Source organism: Thiohalobacter thiocyanaticus, from assembly GCF_002356355.1.
Taxonomy (GTDB): domain Bacteria; phylum Pseudomonadota; class Gammaproteobacteria; order Thiohalobacterales; family Thiohalobacteraceae; genus Thiohalobacter; species Thiohalobacter thiocyanaticus_A.
This window is the reverse complement of sequence record NZ_AP018052.1, coordinates 2,678,557-2,700,534: the sequence shown is the minus strand read 5'-3', so window position 1 is coordinate 2,700,534 and position 21,978 is coordinate 2,678,557. Positions and strand designations below refer to the sequence as shown.

The window sequence follows — 21,978 nt, the reverse complement described above, 5'->3', positions numbered from 1 at the left end:
TCACGCCTCCTGCAGGAAGTCGGTGACCAGGGCGCAGACGGTCTCGATCAGTTCATCGCCCTGCTCGTCAGTGAAAATGAGCGGCGGCAGCAGCCGGATGACGCTCTGCGCGGTGACATTGATCAGCAGCCCGCGCTCCAGCGCCCGTTTGACCAGGTCCCCGCAGGGCCGGTCCAGGGCGATGGCCAGCAACAGGCCGTGACCGCGGATGTCGATCACCCCGGCGGTATTCTCCAGCCGGGTGCGGAAACCGGCCAGCAGCTGCCTGCCGAGCCGCTCGGCGCGTGCCGGCAGCTGCTCCCGCTCCATGGTTTCCAGTACGGCGAGCGCGGTGCGGCAGCCCAGCGGATTGCCGCCGAAGGTGGTGCCGTGATGCCCGGGCTGGAACAACTCCGCGGCCGCCCCGCGCGCCAGGCAGGCGCCGATGGGGAAGCCGTTGCCCAGCCCTTTGGCCAGGGTGAGCACGTCGGGCAGGATGCCGGCGTGCTGGAAGGCGAACCACTGGCCGGTGCGGCCGATGCCGGTCTGGATCTCGTCCAGCATCAGCAGCCAGCCGTGCTCGTCGCAGAGGGCGCGCAGGCCGGCCAGGTAATCGGACGCGGGGACCTGGATGCCGCCTTCGCCCTGCACCGGCTCGACCAGCACGGCCACGACGCCCTCGACCTCCGAGGCGGCGCGGCGCACGGCGTCGAGATCGTTGTAGGGCACGCGGGTGAAGCCCTCCACCAGCGGCTCGAAGCCGGCCTGGACCTTGAGGTTGCCGGTGGCGGTAAGGGTGGCCAGGGTGCGGCCGTGGAAGCTGTTCTCCATCACCAGGATCTGCGGTTTCGCGATGCCGCGACCGCGGGCGTGCAGCCGGGCCAGCTTGATCGCCGCCTCGTTGGCCTCGGCGCCGGAATTGCAGAAGAAGGCCCGGTCCAGGCCGGTGCGGCTGCACAAGGCCTCTGCCAGGGCTTCCTGCAGCGGGATCTCGTACAGGTTGGAGGTGTGCACCAGGGTGCGGGCCTGATCGCAGATCGCTTCGCTCACGGCCGGGTGTGCATGGCCCAGGCCGCAGACCGCGATGCCGCTGAGCGCATCCAGGTAGCGCCGGTCCCGGTCGTCCCACAGCCACGCGCCCTCGCCGCGGACGAAGCGAACCGGCAGGCGGCCGTAATTGTGCATCAGGTGGTCATTGCTGCTCATACAGGGGCCCAGAAAGCAAAAAAGCAGCTCGCAAGAGCCGCCATCGGTAAAGGATCAATCCTATCGGGATTGCCCCGGCTTGGCAAACTCGTTGGTAACTGACTGATTGAATGGCATTTAGATCAACTGGATTTTAGTCTGTCCGTCATTCCCGCGAAGGCGGGAATCCAGGCGTCCGTGGAACTGGATCCCCGCCTTCGCGGGGATGACGGAACTGAAGTAAGTGCCATTCGATTTAGTTGCTTGAAAATAGAAAAGGCCCGGGCAAAGCCGGGCCTCTGCGGGTGGATCAGCGGTCAGGGCCGATCAGAACGGCAGGCCGCCGTTGTGATAGTGGCTGGCGGTCATGCACAGCAGCATCGGCAGCGACAGCAGGGTGTTGGTGCGTGAGGCGTACAGGGCCACGGTCTTGGCCTTGGCCTTTTCCGCATCGGAGGCCTGCACCATGCCCAGCACCTTCTTCTGGTTGGGCCAGATCAGCACCCAGACGTTGAACAGCATGATGGTGCCGAGCCAGGCGCCGATGCCGATCACGGCGGCGTTCTGCTTGAGCAGGAAGGCGTCGGCGAAGATGCCGTACTTGCCCAGCGCGGCGGCGCCGGACAGCCAGGTCAGCAGCGCGGCCCAGCGGAAGTACAGCAGTGCCTTGGGGGCGACGTACTTGCCGATGGCGGCCGGGCCGGGGCCGTCCTTGTCGGCCATGGCCTCGGCCTGGGCCGGGACCTGCACGAAGTTGAAGTAATACAGCAGGCCGATCCACATCACACCGACCACGACATGGAACCAGATGGTCCATTCAGTGGTTGAGGGGGGCACGGGGCTGTCGATGACGGCCACGATGATCAGCGCCAGCACGATGCCGACGACAGTGGTGGCCCAGGGCGATTTCAATGGGTTCATGGATCATACCTCCAGATCGTTATTTTTACGGGAAGGGTTGGAATTACCAAAACCTTAGGAAATTAGTAGGGTTCGAGAGAATAGGGTAGCCCCTGACCGATTGCAATAGCCTAACTCCGGCATTTTGTTGGGTTTTGTCCGCTCATGAACATGCAGGAGAAAACCTGTACCATCGCTGCCATGCATTTGACGTCCACATCCTTCCCCAGCCCGGCCCGATGTGCATGGATGCGGTCGAACTGAGCCTGTTCGCCAGCCGCATCGAGGCGGTATGCGAGGAGATGGGGGCGGTGCTGCAGCGCTCCGCCTTCTCGCCCAACATCCGCGACCGGCTGGACTTCTCCTGCGCCGTGTTCGATCCGGCCGGCGAGTTGTGTGCCCAGGCCGCGCACATCCCGGTGCACCTGGGCAGCATGGCCTACGCCATGCGCGACCTGGTGGGCGCGGTCGAGTGGGCGCCGGGCGACATGCTCATCGTCAACGACCCCTACCTGGGCGGCACCCATCTGCCCGACGTGACTCTGATCGCGGCCGTGTTCCTGGAAGAGCGCCTGCTCGGCTTCGTGGCCAACCGCGCCCACCATGCCGACATCGGCGCCGAGGCCCCGGGCTCCATGCCGGTCTCCAGGCGCCTGGACGAGGAGGGGCGTATCATTCCGCCCGCCCTGCTGCTGCGGGGCGGGGAACTGGATGCGGCGCTGTTGCGCGAGATCACCGCCGCCACCGCCGTGCCGGCTGTCACCGAGGCGGATTTCACTGCCCAGATCAGCGCCAACCGGGTAGGGGTCCGGCGTCTGCAGGCCCTGGCCACCGGCATGCCGGCCGGACGCTATCTGCAGGGGCTGGATGCCCTGAACGAGTACGCCGCCCAGTTGGCGTCCCGGCAGCTGCAGCAGATCCCGGCCGGGCAATACTGCTTTACCGACTACATGGACGACGACGGCCAGGGCCATGCGCGGCTGCCGATCCAGGTGTGCGTGACGGTGGCGGAGGGCGGCGTGGAGGTGGATTTCGCCGGCACCGCGGAGCAGGCGCCGGGCAACGTCAACTGTCCGCTGTCGGTGGCAGCCGCGGCGGTCTACTATGTGTTTCGCTGTCTGCTGCCGCCTCAGACACCGGCTTGCGCGGGCAGCTTCCGCGCCCTGCGCATCCGCGCTCCGGAAGGTTCGCTGGTCAACGCCCGCCGGCCGGCGGCGGTCGCGGCCGGCAATGTGGAGACCTCCAGCCGCATCGTCGATGCCCTGCTGGGCGCGCTGGCCCGGGCGCTGCCGGAGCGGATCCCGGCGGCCAGCCAGGGTACGATGAACAACCTGGCCATGGGCGCGCGCGGCCCCGGAGGCGCCTGGGACTATTATGAAACCCTGGGCGGCGGCATGGGCGGCGGCCCGCAGCAACCGGGCCTGAGCGCGGTGCAGACGCACATGACCAATACCCTGAACACGCCCATCGAGGTGGTGGAGCGCTTCTATCCCCTGCGCGTGAATCGCTATGCCATCCGCCGCGGCTCCGGCGGCGCCGGCCGGCATCGCGGCGGTGACGGCCTGGTCCGCGAATACGAGTTCCTGGCCCCGGCGCAGGTGACCCTGCTGACCGAGCGCCGGACCACTGCGCCCTGGGGGCTGCAGGGCGGGGCTGCGGGTCGGCCGGGCGTGAATCTGCTGAACGACAGGCTGCTGCCGCCGAAGGTGGCGCTGGCGGTCGCCGCCGGCGACCGGCTCACCCTGGAGACGCCTGGCGGCGGTGGCTGGGGAATGTAGGATGGGTGAAGGCGCTTGCGCCGTAACCCATCATCGTCGTGCAGGTTGAGGTATTGTGTCGGGATAAGTCGATGGGTTGCGCTGCGCTCCACCCATCCTACCAACTGAGTTAGGAGTATCGATGTATGAACAGGCTCTGGATCGTGTTGCTGTGCGGCCTGCTGCCGGCCCTGTCCGGCTGCGGGGCGCTGGTGGTCGGCGGCGCCGCGGCCGGCGGCTATTATGTCGGCCAGGACGAGCGCACGGCGGGTGAGATCTCGCGCGATGCGACCATCACCTCCACCATCAACACCCGCTATGTACGCGACCGGGAGGTGAAGGCCATGGATATCAATGTCGACACCTATCGCGGTGTGGTGACACTCTATGGCAGCGTATCCAGCCGGCGTTCGGCGGAGCGTGCGGTGGAGATCGCCCGCAGTGTGAAGGGCGTGAAGCAGGTGAATTCGAAGCTCACAGTCATTGATGGCCAGGGCTGAGTGAGTAGGATGGGTGAAGCACAGCGTAACCCATCGCCGTGTGCCGGTCGGGTGATGGGTTACGGCGCCGCGCGCCTTCACCCATCCTACTTGCTTAACCCGGGTATGGTGTGAGTGGTGGAATTAACCGTATTCATATTCCCGTCATTCCGGCACCGGCCGGAATCCAGCACCCGCCGCGGTCGCTGGATCCCCGCCTGCGCGGGGATGACGGGGTACGATCAAAGCCGCCCTGACTTGTGTTCTGTATCTTGAGACCTGGATCCTGACCTGATGTGCGGCATCTGCGGTGAACTGCGATTCGACGGCCGGTCCCCCGACCTGGGGACCGTGCACCGGATGATGGAGCGGCTGGAGCGACGCGGCCCGGACCATGCCGGCAGCCATTCTGACGGCCCGCTGGCGATGGGTCATCGACGGTTGTCCATCATCGATCTGAGCGCTCATGCCAACCAGCCGATGGTCGACCAGGACCTGGATCTGGCCATCGTCTTCAACGGTACCATCTACAACTACCCCGAACTGCGCGAAGAGTTGATCGGGCTGGGTTATCACTTCTTCTCCCACGGCGACACCGAGGTCATCCTCAAGGCCTACCAGGCCTGGGGCGAGGCCTGCGTGGAGCGCCTGCACGGCATGTTCGCCTTCGCGGTCTGGGACAGCGACCGCCAGCGCCTGTTCGTGGTGCGCGACCGCATGGGCATCAAGCCGCTCTATTACCGCTATGCGGACGGCTGTTTCCGCTTCGCCTCCACCAGCCAGGCGCTGATCGCCGCCGGCGGGGTGAGTGCGGATCTGGACTCGGTCGCCCTGCATCACCTGTTCACCCTGCATGCGGTGGTGCCGGCGCCGCGCACCGTGCTGCGCGGAGTGCGCAAACTGGATCCCGGCCATTACCTGGTGGTGGAGGCCGACGGGCGCTGGCGCAAGCAGCGCTACTGGGCGCTCGAGGCGCGGCGTCCGGACCGGTCCCTGGACGAGGCCGAGTGGACCGAGGCCATTCACGCCGCCCTGATGGAGGCCGTGCGCCGGCGCATCGAGATCAGCGATGTGCCGGTCGGGGTGCTGCTCTCCGGCGGGTTGGATTCCAGCCTGCTGGTCGCGCTGCTGGCCGAGGCCGGGGTGCAGGACCTGCTCACCTTCTCGGTCGGCTTCGAGGACCAGCCCGAGGAGAAGGGCAGCGAGTTCGAATACTCCGACCCGGTGGCCGAGCGCTACGCCACCCGCCACCACAAGTACCGCATTCCCAACAGCGAGGTGCTCGACCGCCTGCCCGAGGCCGTGGACAACATGACCGAGCCCATGTTCGGCCAGGATGCCGTGGCCTTCTACCTGCTGGCCGAGCAGGTATCGAAAAGCGTGAAGGTGGTGCAGAGCGGCCAGGGCGCGGACGAGGTGTTCGCCGGCTATTTCTGGTATCCGCGCATGCTGGAGGAGACGGGCGAGCCGCTGGAGCGCTTCCGGGCGCACTACTTCGACCGCGATCACGACGAGTATCTGGAGATGGTCGAGCCGGCGTATCAGGGACTGGACTACACCGGCGCCAAGATCGGCCGCCGCCTGCACCAGCCGGGCGCGGATGAGTTCATCGACCAGGTGCTGCGCCTGGACGTGACCACCCTGATCGTCGACGACCCGGTCAAGCGGGTGGACAACATGACCATGGCCTGGGGCCTGGAGGCGCGGGTGCCCTTCCTCGACCACAGGCTGGTCGAACTGGCCGCGCGCATGCCGCCCGAGTACAAGCTCGGCTCCGGCGGCAAGCAGGTGCTCAAGTCCATCGCCCGCGGCCGGCTGCCGGATGCGGTCATCGACCGGCCCAAGGGCTATTTCCCGGTGCCGGCGCTCAAGTACGTGCGCGGGCCCTTTCTGGACTTCATGCGCGATATTCTCGACTCGCAGGCCTGCCGCGAGCGCGGCCTGTACCGGCGCGAGTATGTGGACAAACTGCTGGATGCGCCCGAGTCGCACCACACCCGCATCCTCGGCAGCAAGCTGTGGCACCTGGCGCTGCTGGAGTACTGGCTGCAGCGCAATGTGGGGTAAGGGCCAGGGCGGTAGGTCGGGTTAGCCCGCAGGGCGTAACCCGACGCACTGCGGTCCTGTCGGGTTACGCTACGCAAACCCGACCTGCGTTCTAAGTTATCCGTCATCCCCGCGTAGGCGGGGATCCAGTTCCGCGGTCGTGTGGATTCCCGCCTTCGCGGGAATGACGCGGAGAGAATCAATGCCATGCGGCCGCGGAGCCTATCCCGGCGTGAGATTCTGCGTCCCTAACTAGCCCGAAAGGAATATTCCCCTTGAAACCGGGCCTTTTTTCCCCCATCTGGGACGAGTAGACTCCGGAAACAGTGGGTTAATCCCGAATTCAAGCTGACGACCCGAGGTAATGACGATGGACGTGATGGACAAGATCAAGCAGGCAGTGGACACCCACCCGGTGGTGATCTTCATGAAGGGCACCCCCGAGATGCCCATGTGCGGCTTCTCCAGCCGCGCGGCCCAGGCCCTGCAGGCCTGCGGCGAGGAGTTCGCCTACGTGAATGTGCTGTCCGATCCCGAGGTGTTCGAGAATCTGCCGCGCTTCGCCAACTGGCCGACCTTCCCGCAGATCTACATCAACGGCGAACTGATCGGCGGCTGCGACATCACCCTGGAGATGTACCAGAACGGCGAACTGGAGAAGATGGTCAAGGAGGCCGTGGCCGGCAAGGCCGGGCAGGGCGACTCCGCCGCCCAGTAAGTCCGTTCGCGGGCTGACCACTGCGACCACGCCCCCGGCTCCGCCGCGGGCGTGGTTTTTTTATGCCTTACTGCTGTCGGGCCTGCGGCCGGCGGCCGATCACGGCCTCCAGCGCCAGCGGCCGGCCGCGCCGCACCGCCTCGATCTGCAGTCGGCTGCCCGGGCGGCTGGCGGCGATGGCATTCATGGCCTGGCGGGAACTGCTCACCGGCTTGCCGTTGAGGCCGACGAGCACGTCACCCGGTTCCAGGCCGGCCTGATCGGCCGGCCCCCCGCGCAGCACACCCGCGATCAGCACCCCGTCGGTGCTGTCCAGTTCGAAGGACTCGGCCAGCTGCGGGCTCAGGTCCTGGGCCTCGATGCCCAGCCAGCCGCGCACCACCTCACCCTGTTCGATGATCTGCTTCATCACGTCCCGCGCCAGGCTTTCGGGAATGGCGAAGCCGATGCCCTGGGAGCCGCCGGAGCGGCTGAAGATGGCGGTATTGATCCCGATCAGTTCACCGTGGGCATTGATCAGCGCCCCGCCCGAGTTGCCGGGATTGATGGCGGCATCGGTCTGGATGAAGTTCTCGTAGGTGCTGATGCCGAGCTGGGTGCGCCCGGTGGCGCTCACAATCCCCTGGGTCACCGTCTGACCCACCCCGAAGGGGTTGCCGATGGCCAGCACCACGTCGCCCACGCGCAGGGCATCGGCCTCGCCCAGCACGATCACCGGCAGGTCGTCGGCCTCGATGCGCAGCACCGACAGGTCGGTCTCCGGATCGCTGCCGACCACCTGTGCCGCATAGCTGCGGCCGTCGGCCAGCATGACCTGGATCTCGTCGGCGTTGCCCACCACATGGTTGTTGGTCAGGATGTAGCCCTGCGGGCTGATGATCACGCCCGAGCCCAGGCTGGTCTGCAGACGCTCGCGCTGCGGGCCGAAGCCGTCACCGAAGAACTGCCGGAACAGGGGGTCGCTGAACAGCGGATGCAGCGGTTCGCGCACCATCTTGGCGCTGTAGATATTGACCACGGCCGGCGCGGCCGCGGCCACCGCGTCGGCATAGGAGACAGGTCCGCCGGCCGGGGCGATGGCCGGGGGGGCGTTGCGCTGGCTCTCCCGGACCTCCACCACCGCCGGCGCCTCGCTGCTGAACAGTTCCGGCTTGAAGACGTAGAGCAGGGCGGCGGCCATCAGTCCCACCACGATGGACTGGGCCAGGAAGGTCAGCAGGTTGCGTTTGGCCATGAGTCGATCCTGTTGTTCGATTTGCGTATGATTTCCATACTCATTGAGTATGACCCTTCACGTCATTCCCGCGAAAGCGGGAATCCATGTCTGCGAAACCTCTGGATTCCGGCCTGCACTGGGATGACGGGGAAGGCAGTAACTCGGAGATTGTCCAAGAATGATTATGCCTGATTTCTCCACCGGCCGGGGACGCACATGGTAACAATCGACGAACTCGTTGCGTACAGCGACGCCCTGTTGCAGGTCGGCGAGTTTCAGGACTACTGCCCCAACGGCCTGCAGGTCGAGGGTCGGGGCGAGGTGCGCCGCATCGTCTCGGGCGTGACCGCCAGCCAGGCCCTGGTCGATGCCGCCATCGAGGCCGGGGCCGATGTCCTGCTGGTCCATCACGGCTACTTCTGGAAGGGCGAGCCGGCGCCCATCGTGGGGATGAAGCGCCGGCGCATTGCCACGCTGCTCGCGCATGGCGTCAGTCTGCTGGCCTATCACCTGCCGCTGGATGCCCACCCGGAACTGGGCAACAACGCCCAACTGGCCGTGGAACTGGAGTTGTACATCGAAGGCTGGTTCGGCGGCGGCCGGGGGCCGGACATCGCCTGCCACGGCCGGCCGGCGCAGCCGCTCACCCCGGCCGAACTGGCCGGATGGCTCGAGACCCGGCTGGGACGGGCGCCGCTGCACCTGCCCGGCCGGCCGGAGCGCATCGAACGGCTCGCCTGGTGCACCGGCGCGGCCCAGTCCTATATCGAGGCCGCCGCCGCCCTGGGCGTGGACGCCTTCATCAGCGGCGAGGCCTCGGAGCAGACCACCCACCTGGCCCGGGAACTGGGCATCCACTACTTCGGCGCCGGGCATCACGCCACCGAGCGCGGCGGCCCCCGTGCCCTGGGGGGGCATCTGGCAGAAAAATTCAGTCTGGAACATCGGTTTATCGATATCGACAACCCGGTCTGAAACCGCGCCGGGTTTGACCTTATTCGCCAGTTCGTGGAAAATCTGCGCTTTTCCGGGGGCCTGTCCGGCACGAGGGCTCTCCCGGCGCGCGAGCCTGATCAACATCAAGTCATTCCGCGGCCAGCCCGCCTAGAATGACCCGCCTGCATGGGCCATAACGAAGCCTTTTAAATATATGTCTGATCAAAATTACCTGGAGAGCCTTAGATGAGTGATGGCGTAGATACCAGCCGGCGCCGCTTCCTCACCGCCGCCACGAGCGTGGTCGGTGCCGTGGGTGCCGTGTATGTGGCCGTTCCCTTCGTCAAGTCCATGTGGCCGAGCGCGCGGGCGCAGGCGGCCGGGGCGCCGGTGGAGGTGGACATCAGCAAGATCGAGCCCGGCCAGATGCTCAACGTGGAATGGCGCGGCAAGCCGGTGTGGATCGTCAACCGCACCGACGAGATGCTGCAGAGCCTGGATGAACTGACCGACCGGGTCAGCGATCCCGACTCCCAGGCCTCCGAGCAGCCCGAATACGCCCAGAACCAGGCCCGCTCCATCAAGGAGAACGTCCTGGTCATGGTCGCCATCTGCACCCATCTGGGCTGTTCGCCCAAATACCGCCCCGATGTGGCCCCGGCCGATCTGGGCAACGACTGGCTGGGCGGTTTCTTCTGCCCCTGTCACGGCTCCAAGTACGACCTGGCCGGGCGTGTCTACAAGGGCATGCCGGCACCGCTGAACATGCCGGTGCCGCCGCATCGCTACATCGGCGATACCGTTGTCCTCGTTGGCGAAGATCAAGGAGCTGCATGATGGCCGGTTCAAACAACGACAAGATTCAGGGCGGCCTGATGGGCTGGATCGACGGCCGCTTCCCGCTGAGTTCGCTGTGGAACGACCACATGGCGAAATACTATGCGCCGAAGAACTTCAATTTCTGGTACTTCTTCGGCTCGCTGGCGCTGCTGGTGCTGGTCATCCAGATCGTCTCCGGCATCTTCCTGACCATGCATTTCAAGCCCGATGCCGAGCGCGCCTTCGCCTCGGTCGAGTACATCATGCGCGACGTGGAATGGGGCTGGCTGATCCGCTACATCCACTCCACCGGGGCCTCGGCCTTCTTCATCGTCGTGTACCTGCACATGTTCCGGGGCATGCTCTACGGCTCCTACAAGCAGCCGCGCGAGCTGATCTGGATCTTCGGCGTGCTGATCTTCCTGGCGCTGATGGCCGAGGCCTTCTTCGGCTACCTGCTGCCCTGGGGCCAGATGTCCTACTGGGGCGCTCAGGTCATCATCTCGCTGTTCGCGGCCATCCCCATCGTCGGCGACGACCTGGCGCTGTGGATCCGCGGCGACTACGTGATCGCCGATGCCACCCTGAACCGCTTCTTCGCCTTCCACGTGATCGCCGTGCCGCTGGTGCTGATCGCCCTGGTGGTGGCGCACATCATGGCGCTGCACGAGGTCGGCTCCAACAACCCCGACGGCATCGAGATCAAGAAGAACAAGGACGCCAACGGCATTCCGGTCGACGGCATCCCGTTCCATCCCTACTACTCCGTGAAGGATATCTTCGGGGTGGGGGTGTTCCTGATCTTCTTCGCCATCGTGGTGTTCTTCGTGCCGGAGATGGGCGGCTACTTCATCGAGCCGCCGAACTTCGAGCCGGCCGACCCGCTCAAGACGCCCGAGCACATCGCGCCGGTCTGGTACTTCACGCCCTACTACGCCATCCTGCGCGCCGTGCCCTCGATCGCCGGCTCGGCCTTCCCCGGCGTGGCGGCCATGGGTGTTGCGGTGCTGATCTTCTTCCTGCTGCCCTGGCTCGACCGCAGCCCGGTGAAGTCGATCCGCTACCGCGGCCCGCTGTACAAGGGCGCGCTGACGCTGTTCGTGATCTCCTTTATCGTGCTTGGATGGCTGGGCACGCAGCCGGCAACGGAAACCCTGACGCTGCTCGCCCGTATCTTCACGGCGATCTATTTCGCGTTCTTCCTGCTGATGCCCATCTACACCAGGATGGATTCCACCAAGCCGGTACCGGAAAGGGTGACACACTAATGAAAAAGATTCTCTTTGCATTGCTGTTCATGCTGACCCCCGTTCTGGCGCAGGCCGCAGGGGGAGGCAATATCCATCTCGACTCCGCCGACATCGACCTGCAGAACAAGGATTCGCTGCGCCGCGGGGCCAAACTGTTCACCAACTACTGCCTGAGCTGCCACTCGGCGCAGTTCCAGCGCTACAACCGCATGGCGCGGGACCTGGGCATGACCGACGATCAGGTGATCAACAACCTGATGTTCGCCAGCAAGGAAGTCGGCGAGACCATGACCATCGCCATGCCGGGCGAGCAGGCCGAGTCCTGGTTCGGGGTGAATCCGCCTGACCTGTCGCTGACCGCCCGCTCCCGCGGTCCGGACTGGATCTACACCTACCTGCGCTCCTTCTACCTGGACGATTCACGTCCCTTCGGCGTGAACAACCTGATCTTCGACAAGGTGGGCATGCCGCACGTGCTGTGGCAGCTGCAGGGCTTCCAGCAGCCGGTCTACGAGACCACGGTCGACGAAGAGGGCAAGGAGCACAAGGCGATCGTCGATCTGGAACTGGTCGAACAGGGCAGCATGAGCCCGGCCGAATACGATCAGGCCGCACGTGACCTGACCGCCTTCATGACCTATATCGCCGAGCCGATCCGGCTCGAGCGCAAGCGCATCGGTCTGTGGGTGATCGGCTTCCTGGTGATCTTCACCATCCTGGCCTACATGCTGAAGAAGGAATACTGGAAGGACGTGCACTGACAACACGTTCCAGACAGTACAGGTAAGCCCCGGGCCGGTGGCGTTCGAGTACGCCCCGGCTCGGTGCTTTTCAGGTATACTCTGCGCACGTACGCCCAACCCGGAGTCGCCCAGGAGTAAATCCAGATGGCTGTAGTCGCCAATCGCCGTTCCGTCATGACGCTCTTTTCCAGTGCCAACTGTCCCTACAGCCACCGCGCGCGCATCGTGCTGGCCGAAAAGGGCATCACCGTGGAAGTGGTCAATGTCGATCTGGACAACCTGCCGGAAGACCTGATCGATTTGAATCCCTACCAGACCGTGCCGACGCTGGTGGACCGCGAACTGGTGCTCTACGATTCCCACGTCATCATGGAGTATCTGGACGAGCGTTTCCCGCACCCGCCGCTGATGCCGGTGGACCCGGTCTCCCGCGCCAAGGCGCGCCTGGCCATGTACCGTATCGACCAGGACTGGTACGGCCTGCTGCGCGATATCGATACCAAGGGCGAGAAGGCCGCCGCCAAGGCCCGCAAGATGCTGCGCGACAGCATCGCCTCCAGCGCCGAGGTGTTCGCCGCCATGCCGTTCTTCCTCAGCGAGGAATTCAGCCTCATCGACTGCTACGTGGCCCCGCTGCTGTGGCGGCTGCCGGTCTACAAGATCGATCTGCCCAAGCAGTCCAAGGCCGTCTGGGACTACGCCGAGCGCATCTTCGCCCGCGACTCGTTCCAGCAGAGCCTGACCGACGCCGAACGCGAAATGCGCGACTGAAACTCACCGGCCGGAACGCCGCCGTTCCGCGCCGCATCTGCAAGTCCGGTCCTATGGAAGACATGAGCCCCAGCCGGCCGTACCTGATCCGCGCCATCAACGATTGGATCATCGACAACGGCCAGACCCCCTATCTGCTGATCAATGCCGACTATCCCGGCGTCGAAGTCCCGCAACAGTTCGTCGACGAGGGCAAGATCGTGCTCAACATCAATCCCACCGCCGTCGCCGGGCTGGAACTGGGCAACGAGTACATCCTGTTCAGCGCCCGCTTCCAGGGCCGCGCCTGGGAGATCGTCATCCCGCTGCCCGCCGTGCTCGCCATCTACGCCCAGGAAAACGGCCGCGGCATGATGTTCAACGAGGACGAATACGGCCCCGAGCCGCCCGACGGCGGCGGTGGCCCGGACCAGGGCAAGTCCGTCGACGACAAGGGCCGGCCCTCGCTCAAGGTGGTCAAGTAACCCCGCCCCGACCGATATCCAGCGGACTGCACACGCCCACCCCGGGCCGGTTCATCACATGCGTGTAGACCATGGTGGTGGAGACGTTGGCATGCCCCAACAGTTCCTGCACCGTGCGGATGTCGTGTCCGGCCTCCAGTAAATGCGTGGCGAAGCTGTGCCGCAGGGTATGGCAGCCCACCCGCTTGTTCAGCCCGGATACCGCCGCAGCCCGTTTTACCGCTTTCTGCAGCGCGCTCTCGTGCAGGTGATGACGACGGATCGTGCCGCCGTAAGGGTCTGCCGCCAGGCGAGTGGACGGGAACAGGTACTGCCATTTCAACTCCCGCCCGGCGTTGCGGTATTTGCGTGCCAGGGCATCGGGCAGCCTGACCTCTCCGTGCCCGGCCGCGAAATCATCGCGATGCAGCCGTTCCACCGTTCTGATCTGCTCCTTCAGTGAGTCCTGAAGGCTGATCGGCAGCGGGACGTAGCGGTCCTTGTTGCCCTTGCCGCGGTGGACATGGATGCGCCCATTGGCGAAATCGATATCCTGGACCCTGAGTCTCAGCCCCTCCAGCAGGCGCATACCGGTTCCGTACAGCAGGGAGGCGATAAGATGTGCAGTGCCTGTAAGATGTGACAACAGGACAGTGACCTCGTCCCGGCTGAGTACCACCGGCAGATTCCTCGGCCGCCGGGCGCGGACAAAGCTATCAAGATCGCCGGGATCACGTCCAAGGACCTGCTTGTAGAGAAAAACCAGGGCATTGAGGGCCTGGTTCTGGGTGCTGGCACTGACATGGCGGATGACGGCGAGATGATCCAGAAACGCCCTGACCTCGGGCGGGCCCACCGACTCGGGTGATGCCCCCTTACAGAACAGGATGAAGCGGCAGAGCCACTGCTCGTAACTCTGTTCGGTGCGGTAGGCGAGACCGCGGGCACGGATCTCGGTGGTGAAACGGACCAGCAGATCGCGGTGACTGGCCCTGACATGGTTGAGCGGCCCGCTGCCGGAGCGTTCCTTGAGATGGCCTAGCTCCTCTGGCGTCAGCTGCCTTGCCTGTGAGGGATGATCGCTGCCGAGATGCTGGGATGCATCGATCCAGTATTGCCAGTCAATTTCCTGACACAACGGGGAAGCCAGAAGGCCGCAGTACAATATCCGGATAGCATGAACGATCTGCCGAAACTGCCAGTCAGTAAGCCGTTTCCGGCGGCCTATCGTTTCCAGGTACTGGCTGATGTTTGCGGCTGAAAGGGTTCTGATCCCGCGCCCGCGTTGCGCCTCGACAAAGCCTTCGATATGCTTGACAAACCAGCGCCGCTGTTTCTGGGGGATGCCGGCATTATGCAGACATTTCAGATAATTATCATAAAAACGAACTACGGCGGGATCGCCGCCGCCAGGGGATTCGGACATATGAACACTCCTTGTTCAGGTCGGGCATCCTGCCCGGATAAACCAGTCCGGCAACAAAAATACTATGCCGAATCGGCTGTTCGCACAATATCCCGATTCCGCACTATTACCAATACTAAAGAATCCGTCTAAGACACTGTTGCACAAATAAAAGGAAGGTTAAGAGAAGTGATCGCTAACGTACATTGGCGAGCGATTACAAGATAATAGCACATAAAAAAAACACGGAGGAGGATCGCATGGAGGCGACCCTGAAGAACATCCTGGCACAGAGTTATGCGTGCTACCGGGATAAGCATGGAGTGAGTGTCGACCAACATCACGCAGCCATGGCAATAATGCAATGCTGTGAGAATGAATTGGGTTATGAGGAATGGCTGTGTGAACGGGACGGGCATATTGAGCAACAGGCCCATGCCTGCCGTCATCGCAGCTGCCCACGGTGTCAGCATGCCTACAATCAGCAATGGCTGGACAAGACGCGTGCAAGGCTGCTGCCGTGCACGCACTACCATGTGGTATTCACATTGCCGCATGAGTTGAATGAGCTTTGGCAATACAATCGCCAATGGAGCGCCGATCATTTATTCAAGGCAGCGGCGGAAACGCTACGGGAGCTGCTACGCGATGAGCGTTACCTCGGCGCTGAGGTGGGGATCCTGGCCGCGCTGCACACGTGGGGGCGGACAGCGTCGTTTCATCCGCATGTCCACATGCTGGTGACAGGAGGCGGCGTGTCGGGTGAGGACTGGCGCGAACTGAAGAAGCCCTTTTTGCTACCCGTTGGCGTACTCAAAGCCAAGTTCCGGGGGAAATGGCTGAATTGGTTGAACGTGGCCTATGCTAAGGGAGACCTGAGACTGCCGAGACATTGGCAGGACCGTGACTGGCGGCGTGTGCTTGCCCGGGTGGCACGTAAAGGGTGGAATGTATGTATCCAGGGGCCCTACGATCACGGCAGCGGCGTGACCAACTATCTGTCCCGCTACCTCCGTGGCGGGCCGATCAAGGATGCGCGGTTGATCCGTTATGACGACGAGCAGGTGAGCTTTCGCTATCGCGATCATCGGGATGGGAAAGACAAGTCAATAACGCTCAAGACTGAGGAGTTTATCCGACGGCTGCTGTGGCATGTTCCCGTGAAAGGCCAGCATAATCTGCGCTACTATGGGCTCTACGTGCCCGGAGCGCGCGACAAGCGCGATTGCGTCCGCGAGCAGCTGGGACGGCCTCGGGGTGAGGAGGTCATACTTCCGCCCAAGGCAACGCGGGTTTGTCCGGATTGCGGCGCGGCCCTACTGCACTATCGCAGCACCCGTCGCAAAAAATCCTATATAAAGAGTCCCTCGCCGGCCGCGCACGAGGTGGGGCTTGTGCAACAAGGCGTTCGAGCCGACCGTACAGGCATTGGGTGGTCCCCGCCAAGTGGGATGGATGAAAAATTTTTGGCCGGAGGGCGGCGGCTCAACTAAAACGTTGCACAAATAAAAGGAAGGTTAAGAGAAGTGATCGCTAACGTACATTGGCGAGCGATTACAAGATAATAGCACATAAAAAAAACACGGAGGAGGATCGCATGGAGGCGACCCTGAAGAACATCCTGGCACAGAGTTATGCGTGCTACCGGGATAAGCATGGAGTGAGTGTCGACCAACATCACGCAGCCATGGCAATAATGCAATGCTGTGAGAATGAATTGGGTTATGAGGAATGGCTGTGTGAACGGGACGGGCATATTGAGCAACAGGCCCATGCCTGCCGTCATCGCAGCTGCCCACGGTGTCAGCATGCCTACAATCAGCAATGGCTGGACAAGACGCGTGCAAGGCTGCTGCCGTGCACGCACTACCATGTGGTATTCACATTGCCGCATGAGTTGAATGAGCTTTGGCAATACAATCGCCAATGGAGCGCCGATCATTTATTCAAGGCAGCGGCGGAAACGCTACGGGAGCTGCTACGCGATGAGCGTTACCTCGGCGCTGAGGTGGGGATCCTGGCCGCGCTGCACACGTGGGGGCGGACAGCGTCGTTTCATCCGCATGTCCACATGCTGGTGACAGGAGGCGGCGTGTCGGGTGAGGACTGGCGCGAACTGAAGAAGCCCTTTTTGCTACCCGTTGGCGTACTCAAAGCCAAGTTCCGGGGGAAATGGCTGAATTGGTTGAACGTGGCCTATGCTAAGGGAGACCTGAGACTGCCGAGACATTGGCAGGACCGTGACTGGCGGCGTGTGCTTGCCCGGGTGGCACGTAAAGGGTGGAATGTATGTATCCAGGGGCCCTACGATCACGGCAGCGGCGTGACCAACTATCTGTCCCGCTACCTCCGTGGCGGGCCGATCAAGGATGCGCGGTTGATCCGTTATGACGACGAGCAGGTGAGCTTTCGCTATCGCGATCATCGGGATGGGAAAGACAAGTCAATAACGCTCAAGACTGAGGAGTTTATCCGACGGCTGCTGTGGCATGTTCCCGTGAAAGGCCAGCATAATCTGCGCTACTATGGGCTCTACGTGCCCGGAGCGCGCGACAAGCGCGATTGCGTCCGCGAGCAGCTGGGACGGCCTCGGGGTGAGGAGGTCATACTTCCGCCCAAGGCAACGCGGGTTTGTCCGGATTGCGGCGCGGCCCTACTGCACTATCGCAGCACCCGTCGCAAAAAATCCTATATAAAGAGTCCCTCGCCGGCCGCGCACGAGGTGGGGCTTGTGCAACAAGGCGTTCGAGCCGACCGTACAGGCATTGGGTGGTCCCCGCCAAGTGGGATGGATGAAAAATTTTTGGCCGGAGGGCGGCGGCTCAACTAAAACGTTAGCCGTAAGGTAAAAGAATTAAGTGAAACTTAACGTTAATAACTCCCCTTTGTTAAAGCGCATCTCTATGGCTATAGCTGAACATGAAGGTCCAGGCTGTACCTTGCATGTTAGTGTGTCAGGTGAACCTGTCTGGGAGAAATCCTCGAATGGGGAGGAGGTGTATGTGCGGTGGCTTTGCTGGAGCATCGAGAATGGGGATTCAGAATTGGTTCCGCCTCAGTTTGAGGTTGTGAGTCCGGAGATAACGCTGGAATGCCTAAAATATGATTTACCTCATGTGTTTAGTGAAGTTAGTGTTGTGGTCGACAATGACATTGAGGTTTGATTATACGGCTAACAATGCCATGCACCGGATAAAAATCCTTCGCTTCGCTTCGGTTTTTCACCGGTGATGCAGTGCGTTAGGGCGAAAACATGGAGATACTTGGTACGCACAAGGTTACATATGATCTATTGCGGACGCTTGCAATCCAATGTCATGCCTTAGATCTAGCCGCCTATCATCTGTTTGTCGATAGCACATGCCATGGAGGGCTAGAAAAGACAAAGGCTGCGTATCAAGAATTGTTTACGGCCAGCCTGCTAAACCTCGCGATTGGACTCCGCACCAAATTCTATCAAGGCGTCGATCACGCATCTACAGTGGCTTATGTTTCTAATTGCGGGTTTCTTTATAAATATCGAAACAACGCTGATCTCCTTACCAACTTCTCGATAAAAGATGTTTGCGACAAAATCATTCATGCTGATTCTGTGTCCAGATACTTGGAGAACGGGGTAAAGATACCGACTACCACTTTCCGAGGCGCCGAACAGGAAGGAAAGCGGTCATGGGAACTGTCAATGTCAGTCAGCCTATTTAGTGAAGGTGTACTGAACTGGATTGATGGCGTGGAGAGCGCTAATACATAATATACGATCTGGAGAACCGCTAATGAAAACATTGTACGCAGTCATAATAATGACATTGCTGCTAACTGCCTGCGCAATGAGCTTTGATACATTTAACCGTGCGCTGCCAAAGCTAAAAGATAAAAATATCAATGTTGCAATCGACTATCTTGGTATACCGGATCATGAGTATGTCGTCGCGGGAAAGAAAGTTTATGTGTGGACCACATCGGAAAGAAATCCATTTCCCACAGCTGTCACCACAACAACTACTGGAAACGCAGGAAACCAGCCTTTTAATGCAACATCAACATCTTATATTCCTGATCCTGGTCCACTGAGCTGTACGATTAAAATGCAGACCGAGCAGGATATTGTCAGACGAATTGAATATGAGGGAAATAATGGCACTTGCTTCAAGTATTCGGACCGTTTGAAGCCGCTGATAACTCAATGACATCATATGGAAAAGGCCGCCCTAACAAACGCCTCCAAAGCGACGCGGCTACGCCGCGCGCTTGAGGCGAACCGTTGTGTGTCCGTAACGAGGTACTGCTATGGCCCTTTTGGCCGAAGAAATTGTTGAAGAGTGGTTGAATAGGCAGGGTTACTTCACTATCCGTGGCATCCGTCTTGGTGTTAACGAAATTGATTTGGTTGCGGTGAAGTTCAGATCAAGCGAAAGCCCTGTCTGTCGCCATGTTGAGGTCCAGGCTTCAATGAGGCCAGTCAGCTACATCTCTAAGGTGCCGAAAGCCGCACGAAAGACTGGTCGGGCTGCGAATAGCGCAGCACGTTCGCCGGAGGAGCTTGTTAAAGGTGTCGCCGAGTGGGTTGAGGGAAAGTTCCATGCCGCCAAGAAGCGGTCGCTTATGGAAACTCTGTGGAGAGGCGAGTGGTCCTCGGAGCTAGTCATAAATAACGTCAAATCTGAGCAGGAAGTAGCGCTTATTGCCGAGCACGGAATAACCATACACCGGCTTCCAGAGATTGTTCGGGAGCTTCAAAATAACGAATTCCCCATCAAGAGTGCTGCTGGTTCAGATTTTATAGATCTATTACAGATGGGAGCCAACACACAACAAGGCGCTCTACCGGACGCTCCTTCGTCGCGCCGGTAAACTCTGCGTTATGCGTAAGTAAAAATGGATAAAGAAAAGAAAAAGAAACTGAAGGCGCAGTATAAGCAAAACGAGCAGGATGCTATCCGTGCGTCCATCCCAATGGGCATCGAAGAGTTAAAAAGTCTTTTGAGCTTTCTAAACCGGGAAGATGCTCCCGAATGTGATCATACACTTAAGGAATCAATTGAATTCCTTGAAGCTAATAATCTCAATCCAGAGCTGGTTGTTCCCTGGCTCATCGAACATGGTGGCGGATGTGATTGCGAGGTCATATACAATGTATATGATGATGTTGGGGATATTGTAGGTTGGCACCTTGATGAAGACGCATAACAAGGCGCTTAAGACGGGACCGCAAAACCGCTTCGCGGTTTCCTGCGGCCCCTTAGCTTAAACGTTATATGTCAGTGATTAAATGTTGAGCATTGTTCTTCTCTTATTTTCATTTCTATTTATTGGGGTAGGTCTTTGCTTTGCTGCCTGGGAAAGGAAAGAAATTCGAACTGATATTCCGGATCATGAATTTGAGCATTGGAGTAAAAGCCACGATAAATACGGGCCTGGTGTCGCGGTTAAGTCGCCGCCGTATTCGGTATTAACAAAACGTGGGCAGTTTTATTCAAAAGCAAAATTTGTATTTTTGGGTCTAGGCATGGTTGCCTTCGTTGTTCTTGTCGTAAACGCAAACACGTAGAAAGTGCTATATGCCATATAACAATTCGTTCAAGTCGCCCTTCGGGCTGGGACGTCGTGCTTCGCACGTCGCCCCTTAACTCAGGCGTTAGGCCCAATGAAATATATCAGGTTCTATTTTTTTACATTACTAATGGTATCCGCGTGCTCACTACCGATGCATAAAATGCAGGCCGCTTTCTCTGAAAGTCTGGAAAACACCATTGGTCGGACACTCAAAGATTTAAAGCATCATCCAGGACGAGCATTCGTGGGTGAAAGAGAGCCAACTCAAGTAAGGACCCTGGCCAACGGAAACACCCTGTACGTTTATGAAAACTACTGGGCACAGTATGGAATAGACAGAGAATCTTGCACGGTATTTCTGGAGTTTGAGTCGAAGGAAATGAGGGTCGTTAATGCCAGTTCCGAGGGGGAGGGGTGTTACAGAGCATACTGAGAATACGTGGTAGCGGGCCTAACAATTCAGCCCAGGCCGACGCCTGCTTCGCAGGCGCGGCTGGCTTCAACCGTTAGGCCGATATGAACGCTCGCCTATTTCAAAGCCTTGCCATTGTCAGCGTTGCAGCCCTTCTCGGTCTGTCGCTTGCCAAGGTTTCAGCCGCGGACCCTTGGGCCTTTTCGGTCGGGGCGGCGGTTATTGCGGCTATTGCTGTTGGCATTGCCGGGCTATTCCGGCAATCAACTGTATCGTTTGAAAAAGCCACACCACCTAGAAAGCTTCTCGGTTTACGTATTGGAGTCGTTGGTTTTGTCGTCGCACTTTGTGGCTGGTTAGTCGCAGTGTTCTTATCGGCTTCAGTTGGTTACTACATCGTGGTTCTTGGGATTGTAACAGGGTTTGTTGGCTTCCCCATCCACATCTACAACATGTTCCGCACATGAACCGCGGCCTAACACGTCGGTCGAGAGGGACCTCGGGTCCCGCTGGCGCGGGCGCCTCGGCCCCTCACCTCCAGCGTTAGGCGCTTTAACGAAGGTAATATTGATGAGCCCAGGATTCAGTGAAAGGACTTTTGAGTTCTGCTTCAACGCAGAATACTGCCAAGTCAATGCTGCCTTGCTCGCAAGCCATCCACATATTCCATCTCAGCAGATGGAGAAGGATTTAGGCTACGATGTTGAGTTCAGGTTGAACCATGGGCACTATACTCGGTCGGTGTTTTTTCAACATAAGGTTGCTGCATTCGCCGAAAAGAAAGCCGGGAGAAATGCTCATTTTTATGATGCTCACGGAGGCCCTTATTTTCGGTTTCCGGTAGATAACGAACAGCACAACACGCTGTGTGAGTTGAGTAGAACAAAAGGCAATGCTTTTTACTGCGCGCCACGCTTTCATCTAAGCCATGAGCTAGAAACACATTTCCGAGCAAATAGTATTGCAGGTAATGCAATCCTTCTTGATCCTCTTGATGTTGGTGATATTTATGATGCTGATCGTCACAACATAACATTTGCACCAAATGGTACAAATCCGACACTCCACTCTGAAGTCCGAAAATTTAAAAAGTCGTACTCTGGAGGGGAAGATAACAGACCTGAATTGAAACAGAATGTGCTGGACGAAGGTTATATTGAAGCATTGAGTCAAGAGTTGGTAATGCGTACGAGGGACTCTCGTTTTCAAGCAGCCATAACTAAAGCTGTGGAACGCTCAAAACCGATTGAGCGCGTACAATACTTGCTCGGGCATGTGTATCAAGTTACTTGGTTACTTCTTCCGTGACAAAATCGCCTAACAAGGCGCTCGTTCGGACGCAAACTACACTGCGCTTCGTTTGCGC

The 21,978-nt window shown here is 60.3% G+C and carries 21 protein-coding genes; 17 read left to right on the top strand and 4 right to left on the bottom strand.

Going from position 1 to position 21,978, the window contains the following annotated elements; all coding sequences use genetic code 11:
• Together CFK21_RS12450 and CFK21_RS12445 are read right to left on the bottom strand one after the other, a co-directional pair.
• A complete protein-coding gene (locus CFK21_RS12450) occupies window positions 1-1,185 on the bottom strand; it encodes an acetylornithine transaminase (RefSeq protein WP_231971513.1) in 1,185 nt (394 codons plus the stop codon).
• 306 nt (window positions 1,186-1,491) lie between these two features.
• On the bottom strand, window positions 1,492-2,085 hold the full coding sequence (locus tag CFK21_RS12445) for a urate hydroxylase PuuD (RefSeq protein WP_096366959.1): 594 nt from the start codon (window positions 2,083-2,085) through the stop codon (window positions 1,492-1,494).
• Window positions 2,086-2,309: 224 nt separating this feature from the next.
• Between CFK21_RS12445 and CFK21_RS12440 the strand changes: the two genes are divergently transcribed.
• From CFK21_RS12440 to grxD, 4 genes are all read left to right on the top strand, one after another.
• Window positions 2,310-3,842, top strand: a complete 1,533-nt coding sequence (locus CFK21_RS12440) for a hydantoinase B/oxoprolinase family protein (protein WP_096367611.1) — start codon at window positions 2,310-2,312, stop codon at window positions 3,840-3,842.
• Window positions 3,843-3,967: 125 nt separating this feature from the next.
• Window positions 3,968-4,321, top strand: a complete 354-nt coding sequence (locus CFK21_RS12435; protein WP_172844302.1) for a BON domain-containing protein — start codon at window positions 3,968-3,970, stop codon at window positions 4,319-4,321.
• Between the two features lie 273 nt (window positions 4,322-4,594).
• Window positions 4,595-6,367, top strand: a complete 1,773-nt coding sequence (locus tag CFK21_RS12430; RefSeq protein WP_096366958.1) for an N-acetylglutaminylglutamine amidotransferase — start codon at window positions 4,595-4,597, stop codon at window positions 6,365-6,367.
• Between the two features lie 349 nt (window positions 6,368-6,716).
• Window positions 6,717-7,064, top strand: a complete 348-nt coding sequence (gene grxD, locus CFK21_RS12425; RefSeq protein ID WP_096366957.1) for a Grx4 family monothiol glutaredoxin — start codon at window positions 6,717-6,719, stop codon at window positions 7,062-7,064.
• A gap of 67 nt (window positions 7,065-7,131) precedes the next feature.
• On the opposite strand, the gene CFK21_RS12420 is transcribed toward grxD, so the two are convergent.
• The gene (locus CFK21_RS12420) at window positions 7,132-8,298 is read right to left on the bottom strand and encodes a S1C family serine protease (RefSeq protein ID WP_096366956.1); all 1,167 of its coding nucleotides are present in this window, start codon (window positions 8,296-8,298) and stop codon (window positions 7,132-7,134) included.
• 198 nt (window positions 8,299-8,496) lie between these two features.
• Here CFK21_RS12420 and CFK21_RS12415 point away from each other — a divergent pair, with 198 nt between their 5' ends.
• The 6 genes from CFK21_RS12415 to CFK21_RS12390 all read left to right on the top strand — a co-directional run bounded on the left by CFK21_RS12415 (window position 8,497) and on the right by CFK21_RS12390 (window position 13,263).
• Window positions 8,497-9,255 carry a Nif3-like dinuclear metal center hexameric protein gene (locus CFK21_RS12415; RefSeq protein ID WP_096366955.1) on the top strand — a complete coding sequence of 253 codons (759 nt, stop codon included), beginning with the start codon at window positions 8,497-8,499 and terminating at the stop codon, window positions 9,253-9,255.
• A gap of 207 nt (window positions 9,256-9,462) precedes the next feature.
• On the top strand, window positions 9,463-10,053 hold the full coding sequence (gene petA / locus CFK21_RS12410) for a ubiquinol-cytochrome c reductase iron-sulfur subunit (protein ID WP_096366954.1): 591 nt from the start codon (window positions 9,463-9,465) through the stop codon (window positions 10,051-10,053).
• On the top strand, window positions 10,050-11,303 hold the full coding sequence (locus CFK21_RS12405) for a cytochrome b (protein WP_369801206.1): 1,254 nt from the start codon (window positions 10,050-10,052) through the stop codon (window positions 11,301-11,303). The genes petA and CFK21_RS12405 overlap by 4 nt, the downstream gene beginning before the upstream one ends.
• A complete protein-coding gene (locus CFK21_RS12400) occupies window positions 11,303-12,046 on the top strand; it encodes a cytochrome c1 (protein WP_096366952.1) in 744 nt (247 codons plus the stop codon). Before CFK21_RS12405 ends, CFK21_RS12400 begins: the two co-directional genes overlap by 1 nt.
• Window positions 12,047-12,172: 126 nt before the next feature.
• Complete coding sequence (gene sspA / locus CFK21_RS12395) at window positions 12,173-12,799, top strand: stringent starvation protein SspA (protein ID WP_096366951.1); 627 nt, start codon at window positions 12,173-12,175, stop codon at window positions 12,797-12,799.
• Window positions 12,800-12,861: 62 nt separating this feature from the next.
• Window positions 12,862-13,263, top strand: a complete 402-nt coding sequence (locus CFK21_RS12390; RefSeq protein WP_096366950.1) for a ClpXP protease specificity-enhancing factor — start codon at window positions 12,862-12,864, stop codon at window positions 13,261-13,263.
• Here the strand turns inward: CFK21_RS12390 and CFK21_RS12385 are convergent.
• On the bottom strand, window positions 13,256-14,668 hold the full coding sequence (locus CFK21_RS12385) for an integron integrase (protein ID WP_096366949.1): 1,413 nt from the start codon (window positions 14,666-14,668) through the stop codon (window positions 13,256-13,258). The genes CFK21_RS12390 and CFK21_RS12385 overlap by 8 nt on opposite strands.
• 239 nt (window positions 14,669-14,907) lie before the next feature.
• On the opposite strand from CFK21_RS12385, the gene CFK21_RS12380 reads away from it, so the two are divergent.
• The 7 genes from CFK21_RS12380 to CFK21_RS12360 all read left to right on the top strand — a co-directional run bounded on the left by CFK21_RS12380 (window position 14,908) and on the right by CFK21_RS12360 (window position 21,920).
• Window positions 14,908-16,140, top strand: coding sequence for an IS91 family transposase (locus CFK21_RS12380; RefSeq protein WP_157745181.1), 1,233 nt, complete (start codon window positions 14,908-14,910; stop codon window positions 16,138-16,140).
• Window positions 16,141-16,244: 104 nt separating this feature from the next.
• The gene (locus CFK21_RS12375; protein WP_157745181.1) at window positions 16,245-17,477 is read left to right on the top strand and encodes an IS91 family transposase; all 1,233 of its coding nucleotides are present in this window, start codon (window positions 16,245-16,247) and stop codon (window positions 17,475-17,477) included.
• 970 nt (window positions 17,478-18,447) lie between these two features.
• A complete protein-coding gene (locus tag CFK21_RS15315) occupies window positions 18,448-18,834 on the top strand; it encodes a hypothetical protein (RefSeq protein WP_157745671.1) in 387 nt (128 codons plus the stop codon).
• A gap of 100 nt (window positions 18,835-18,934) precedes the next feature.
• Window positions 18,935-19,498: a hypothetical protein gene (locus CFK21_RS12370; protein WP_096366948.1), complete on the top strand. Its 564-nt coding sequence runs from the start codon at window positions 18,935-18,937 to the stop codon at window positions 19,496-19,498.
• 24 nt (window positions 19,499-19,522) lie between these two features.
• Window positions 19,523-19,834: a DUF2695 domain-containing protein gene (locus CFK21_RS12365; RefSeq protein ID WP_096366947.1), complete on the top strand. Its 312-nt coding sequence runs from the start codon at window positions 19,523-19,525 to the stop codon at window positions 19,832-19,834.
• Between the two features lie 882 nt (window positions 19,835-20,716).
• Window positions 20,717-21,079 (top strand): hypothetical protein, encoded by a 363-nt coding sequence (locus CFK21_RS15310; protein ID WP_157745669.1) that lies wholly within the window; start codon window positions 20,717-20,719, stop codon window positions 21,077-21,079.
• Window positions 21,080-21,182: 103 nt separating this feature from the next.
• Window positions 21,183-21,920, top strand: coding sequence for an adenylosuccinate lyase (locus tag CFK21_RS12360; protein ID WP_096366946.1), 738 nt, complete (start codon window positions 21,183-21,185; stop codon window positions 21,918-21,920).
• The last annotated feature ends 58 nt before the right edge of the window (window positions 21,921-21,978 follow it).

Coding starts and splice junctions, on each gene's coding strand:
- CFK21_RS12450 (WP_231971513.1), bottom strand. CDS start 1,185: ATGAGCAGCAATGACCACCTGATGCACAATTACGGCCGCCTGCCGGTT.
- CFK21_RS12445 (WP_096366959.1), bottom strand. CDS start 2,085: ATGAACCCATTGAAATCGCCCTGGGCCACCACTGTCGTCGGCATCGTG.
- CFK21_RS12440 (WP_096367611.1), top strand. CDS start 2,310: ATGGATGCGGTCGAACTGAGCCTGTTCGCCAGCCGCATCGAGGCGGTA.
- CFK21_RS12435 (WP_172844302.1), top strand. CDS start 3,968: ATGAACAGGCTCTGGATCGTGTTGCTGTGCGGCCTGCTGCCGGCCCTG.
- CFK21_RS12430 (WP_096366958.1), top strand. CDS start 4,595: ATGTGCGGCATCTGCGGTGAACTGCGATTCGACGGCCGGTCCCCCGAC.
- grxD (WP_096366957.1), top strand. CDS start 6,717: ATGGACGTGATGGACAAGATCAAGCAGGCAGTGGACACCCACCCGGTG.
- CFK21_RS12420 (WP_096366956.1), bottom strand. CDS start 8,298: ATGGCCAAACGCAACCTGCTGACCTTCCTGGCCCAGTCCATCGTGGTG.
- CFK21_RS12415 (WP_096366955.1), top strand. CDS start 8,497: ATGGTAACAATCGACGAACTCGTTGCGTACAGCGACGCCCTGTTGCAG.
- petA (WP_096366954.1), top strand. CDS start 9,463: ATGAGTGATGGCGTAGATACCAGCCGGCGCCGCTTCCTCACCGCCGCC.
- CFK21_RS12405 (WP_369801206.1), top strand. CDS start 10,050: ATGATGGCCGGTTCAAACAACGACAAGATTCAGGGCGGCCTGATGGGC.
- CFK21_RS12400 (WP_096366952.1), top strand. CDS start 11,303: ATGAAAAAGATTCTCTTTGCATTGCTGTTCATGCTGACCCCCGTTCTG.
- sspA (WP_096366951.1), top strand. CDS start 12,173: ATGGCTGTAGTCGCCAATCGCCGTTCCGTCATGACGCTCTTTTCCAGT.
- CFK21_RS12390 (WP_096366950.1), top strand. CDS start 12,862: ATGAGCCCCAGCCGGCCGTACCTGATCCGCGCCATCAACGATTGGATC.
- CFK21_RS12385 (WP_096366949.1), bottom strand. CDS start 14,668: ATGTCCGAATCCCCTGGCGGCGGCGATCCCGCCGTAGTTCGTTTTTAT.
- CFK21_RS12380 (WP_157745181.1), top strand. CDS start 14,908: ATGGAGGCGACCCTGAAGAACATCCTGGCACAGAGTTATGCGTGCTAC.
- CFK21_RS12375 (WP_157745181.1), top strand. CDS start 16,245: ATGGAGGCGACCCTGAAGAACATCCTGGCACAGAGTTATGCGTGCTAC.
- CFK21_RS15315 (WP_157745671.1), top strand. CDS start 18,448: ATGACATTGCTGCTAACTGCCTGCGCAATGAGCTTTGATACATTTAAC.
- CFK21_RS12370 (WP_096366948.1), top strand. CDS start 18,935: ATGGCCCTTTTGGCCGAAGAAATTGTTGAAGAGTGGTTGAATAGGCAG.
- CFK21_RS12365 (WP_096366947.1), top strand. CDS start 19,523: ATGGATAAAGAAAAGAAAAAGAAACTGAAGGCGCAGTATAAGCAAAAC.
- CFK21_RS15310 (WP_157745669.1), top strand. CDS start 20,717: ATGAACGCTCGCCTATTTCAAAGCCTTGCCATTGTCAGCGTTGCAGCC.
- CFK21_RS12360 (WP_096366946.1), top strand. CDS start 21,183: ATGAGCCCAGGATTCAGTGAAAGGACTTTTGAGTTCTGCTTCAACGCA.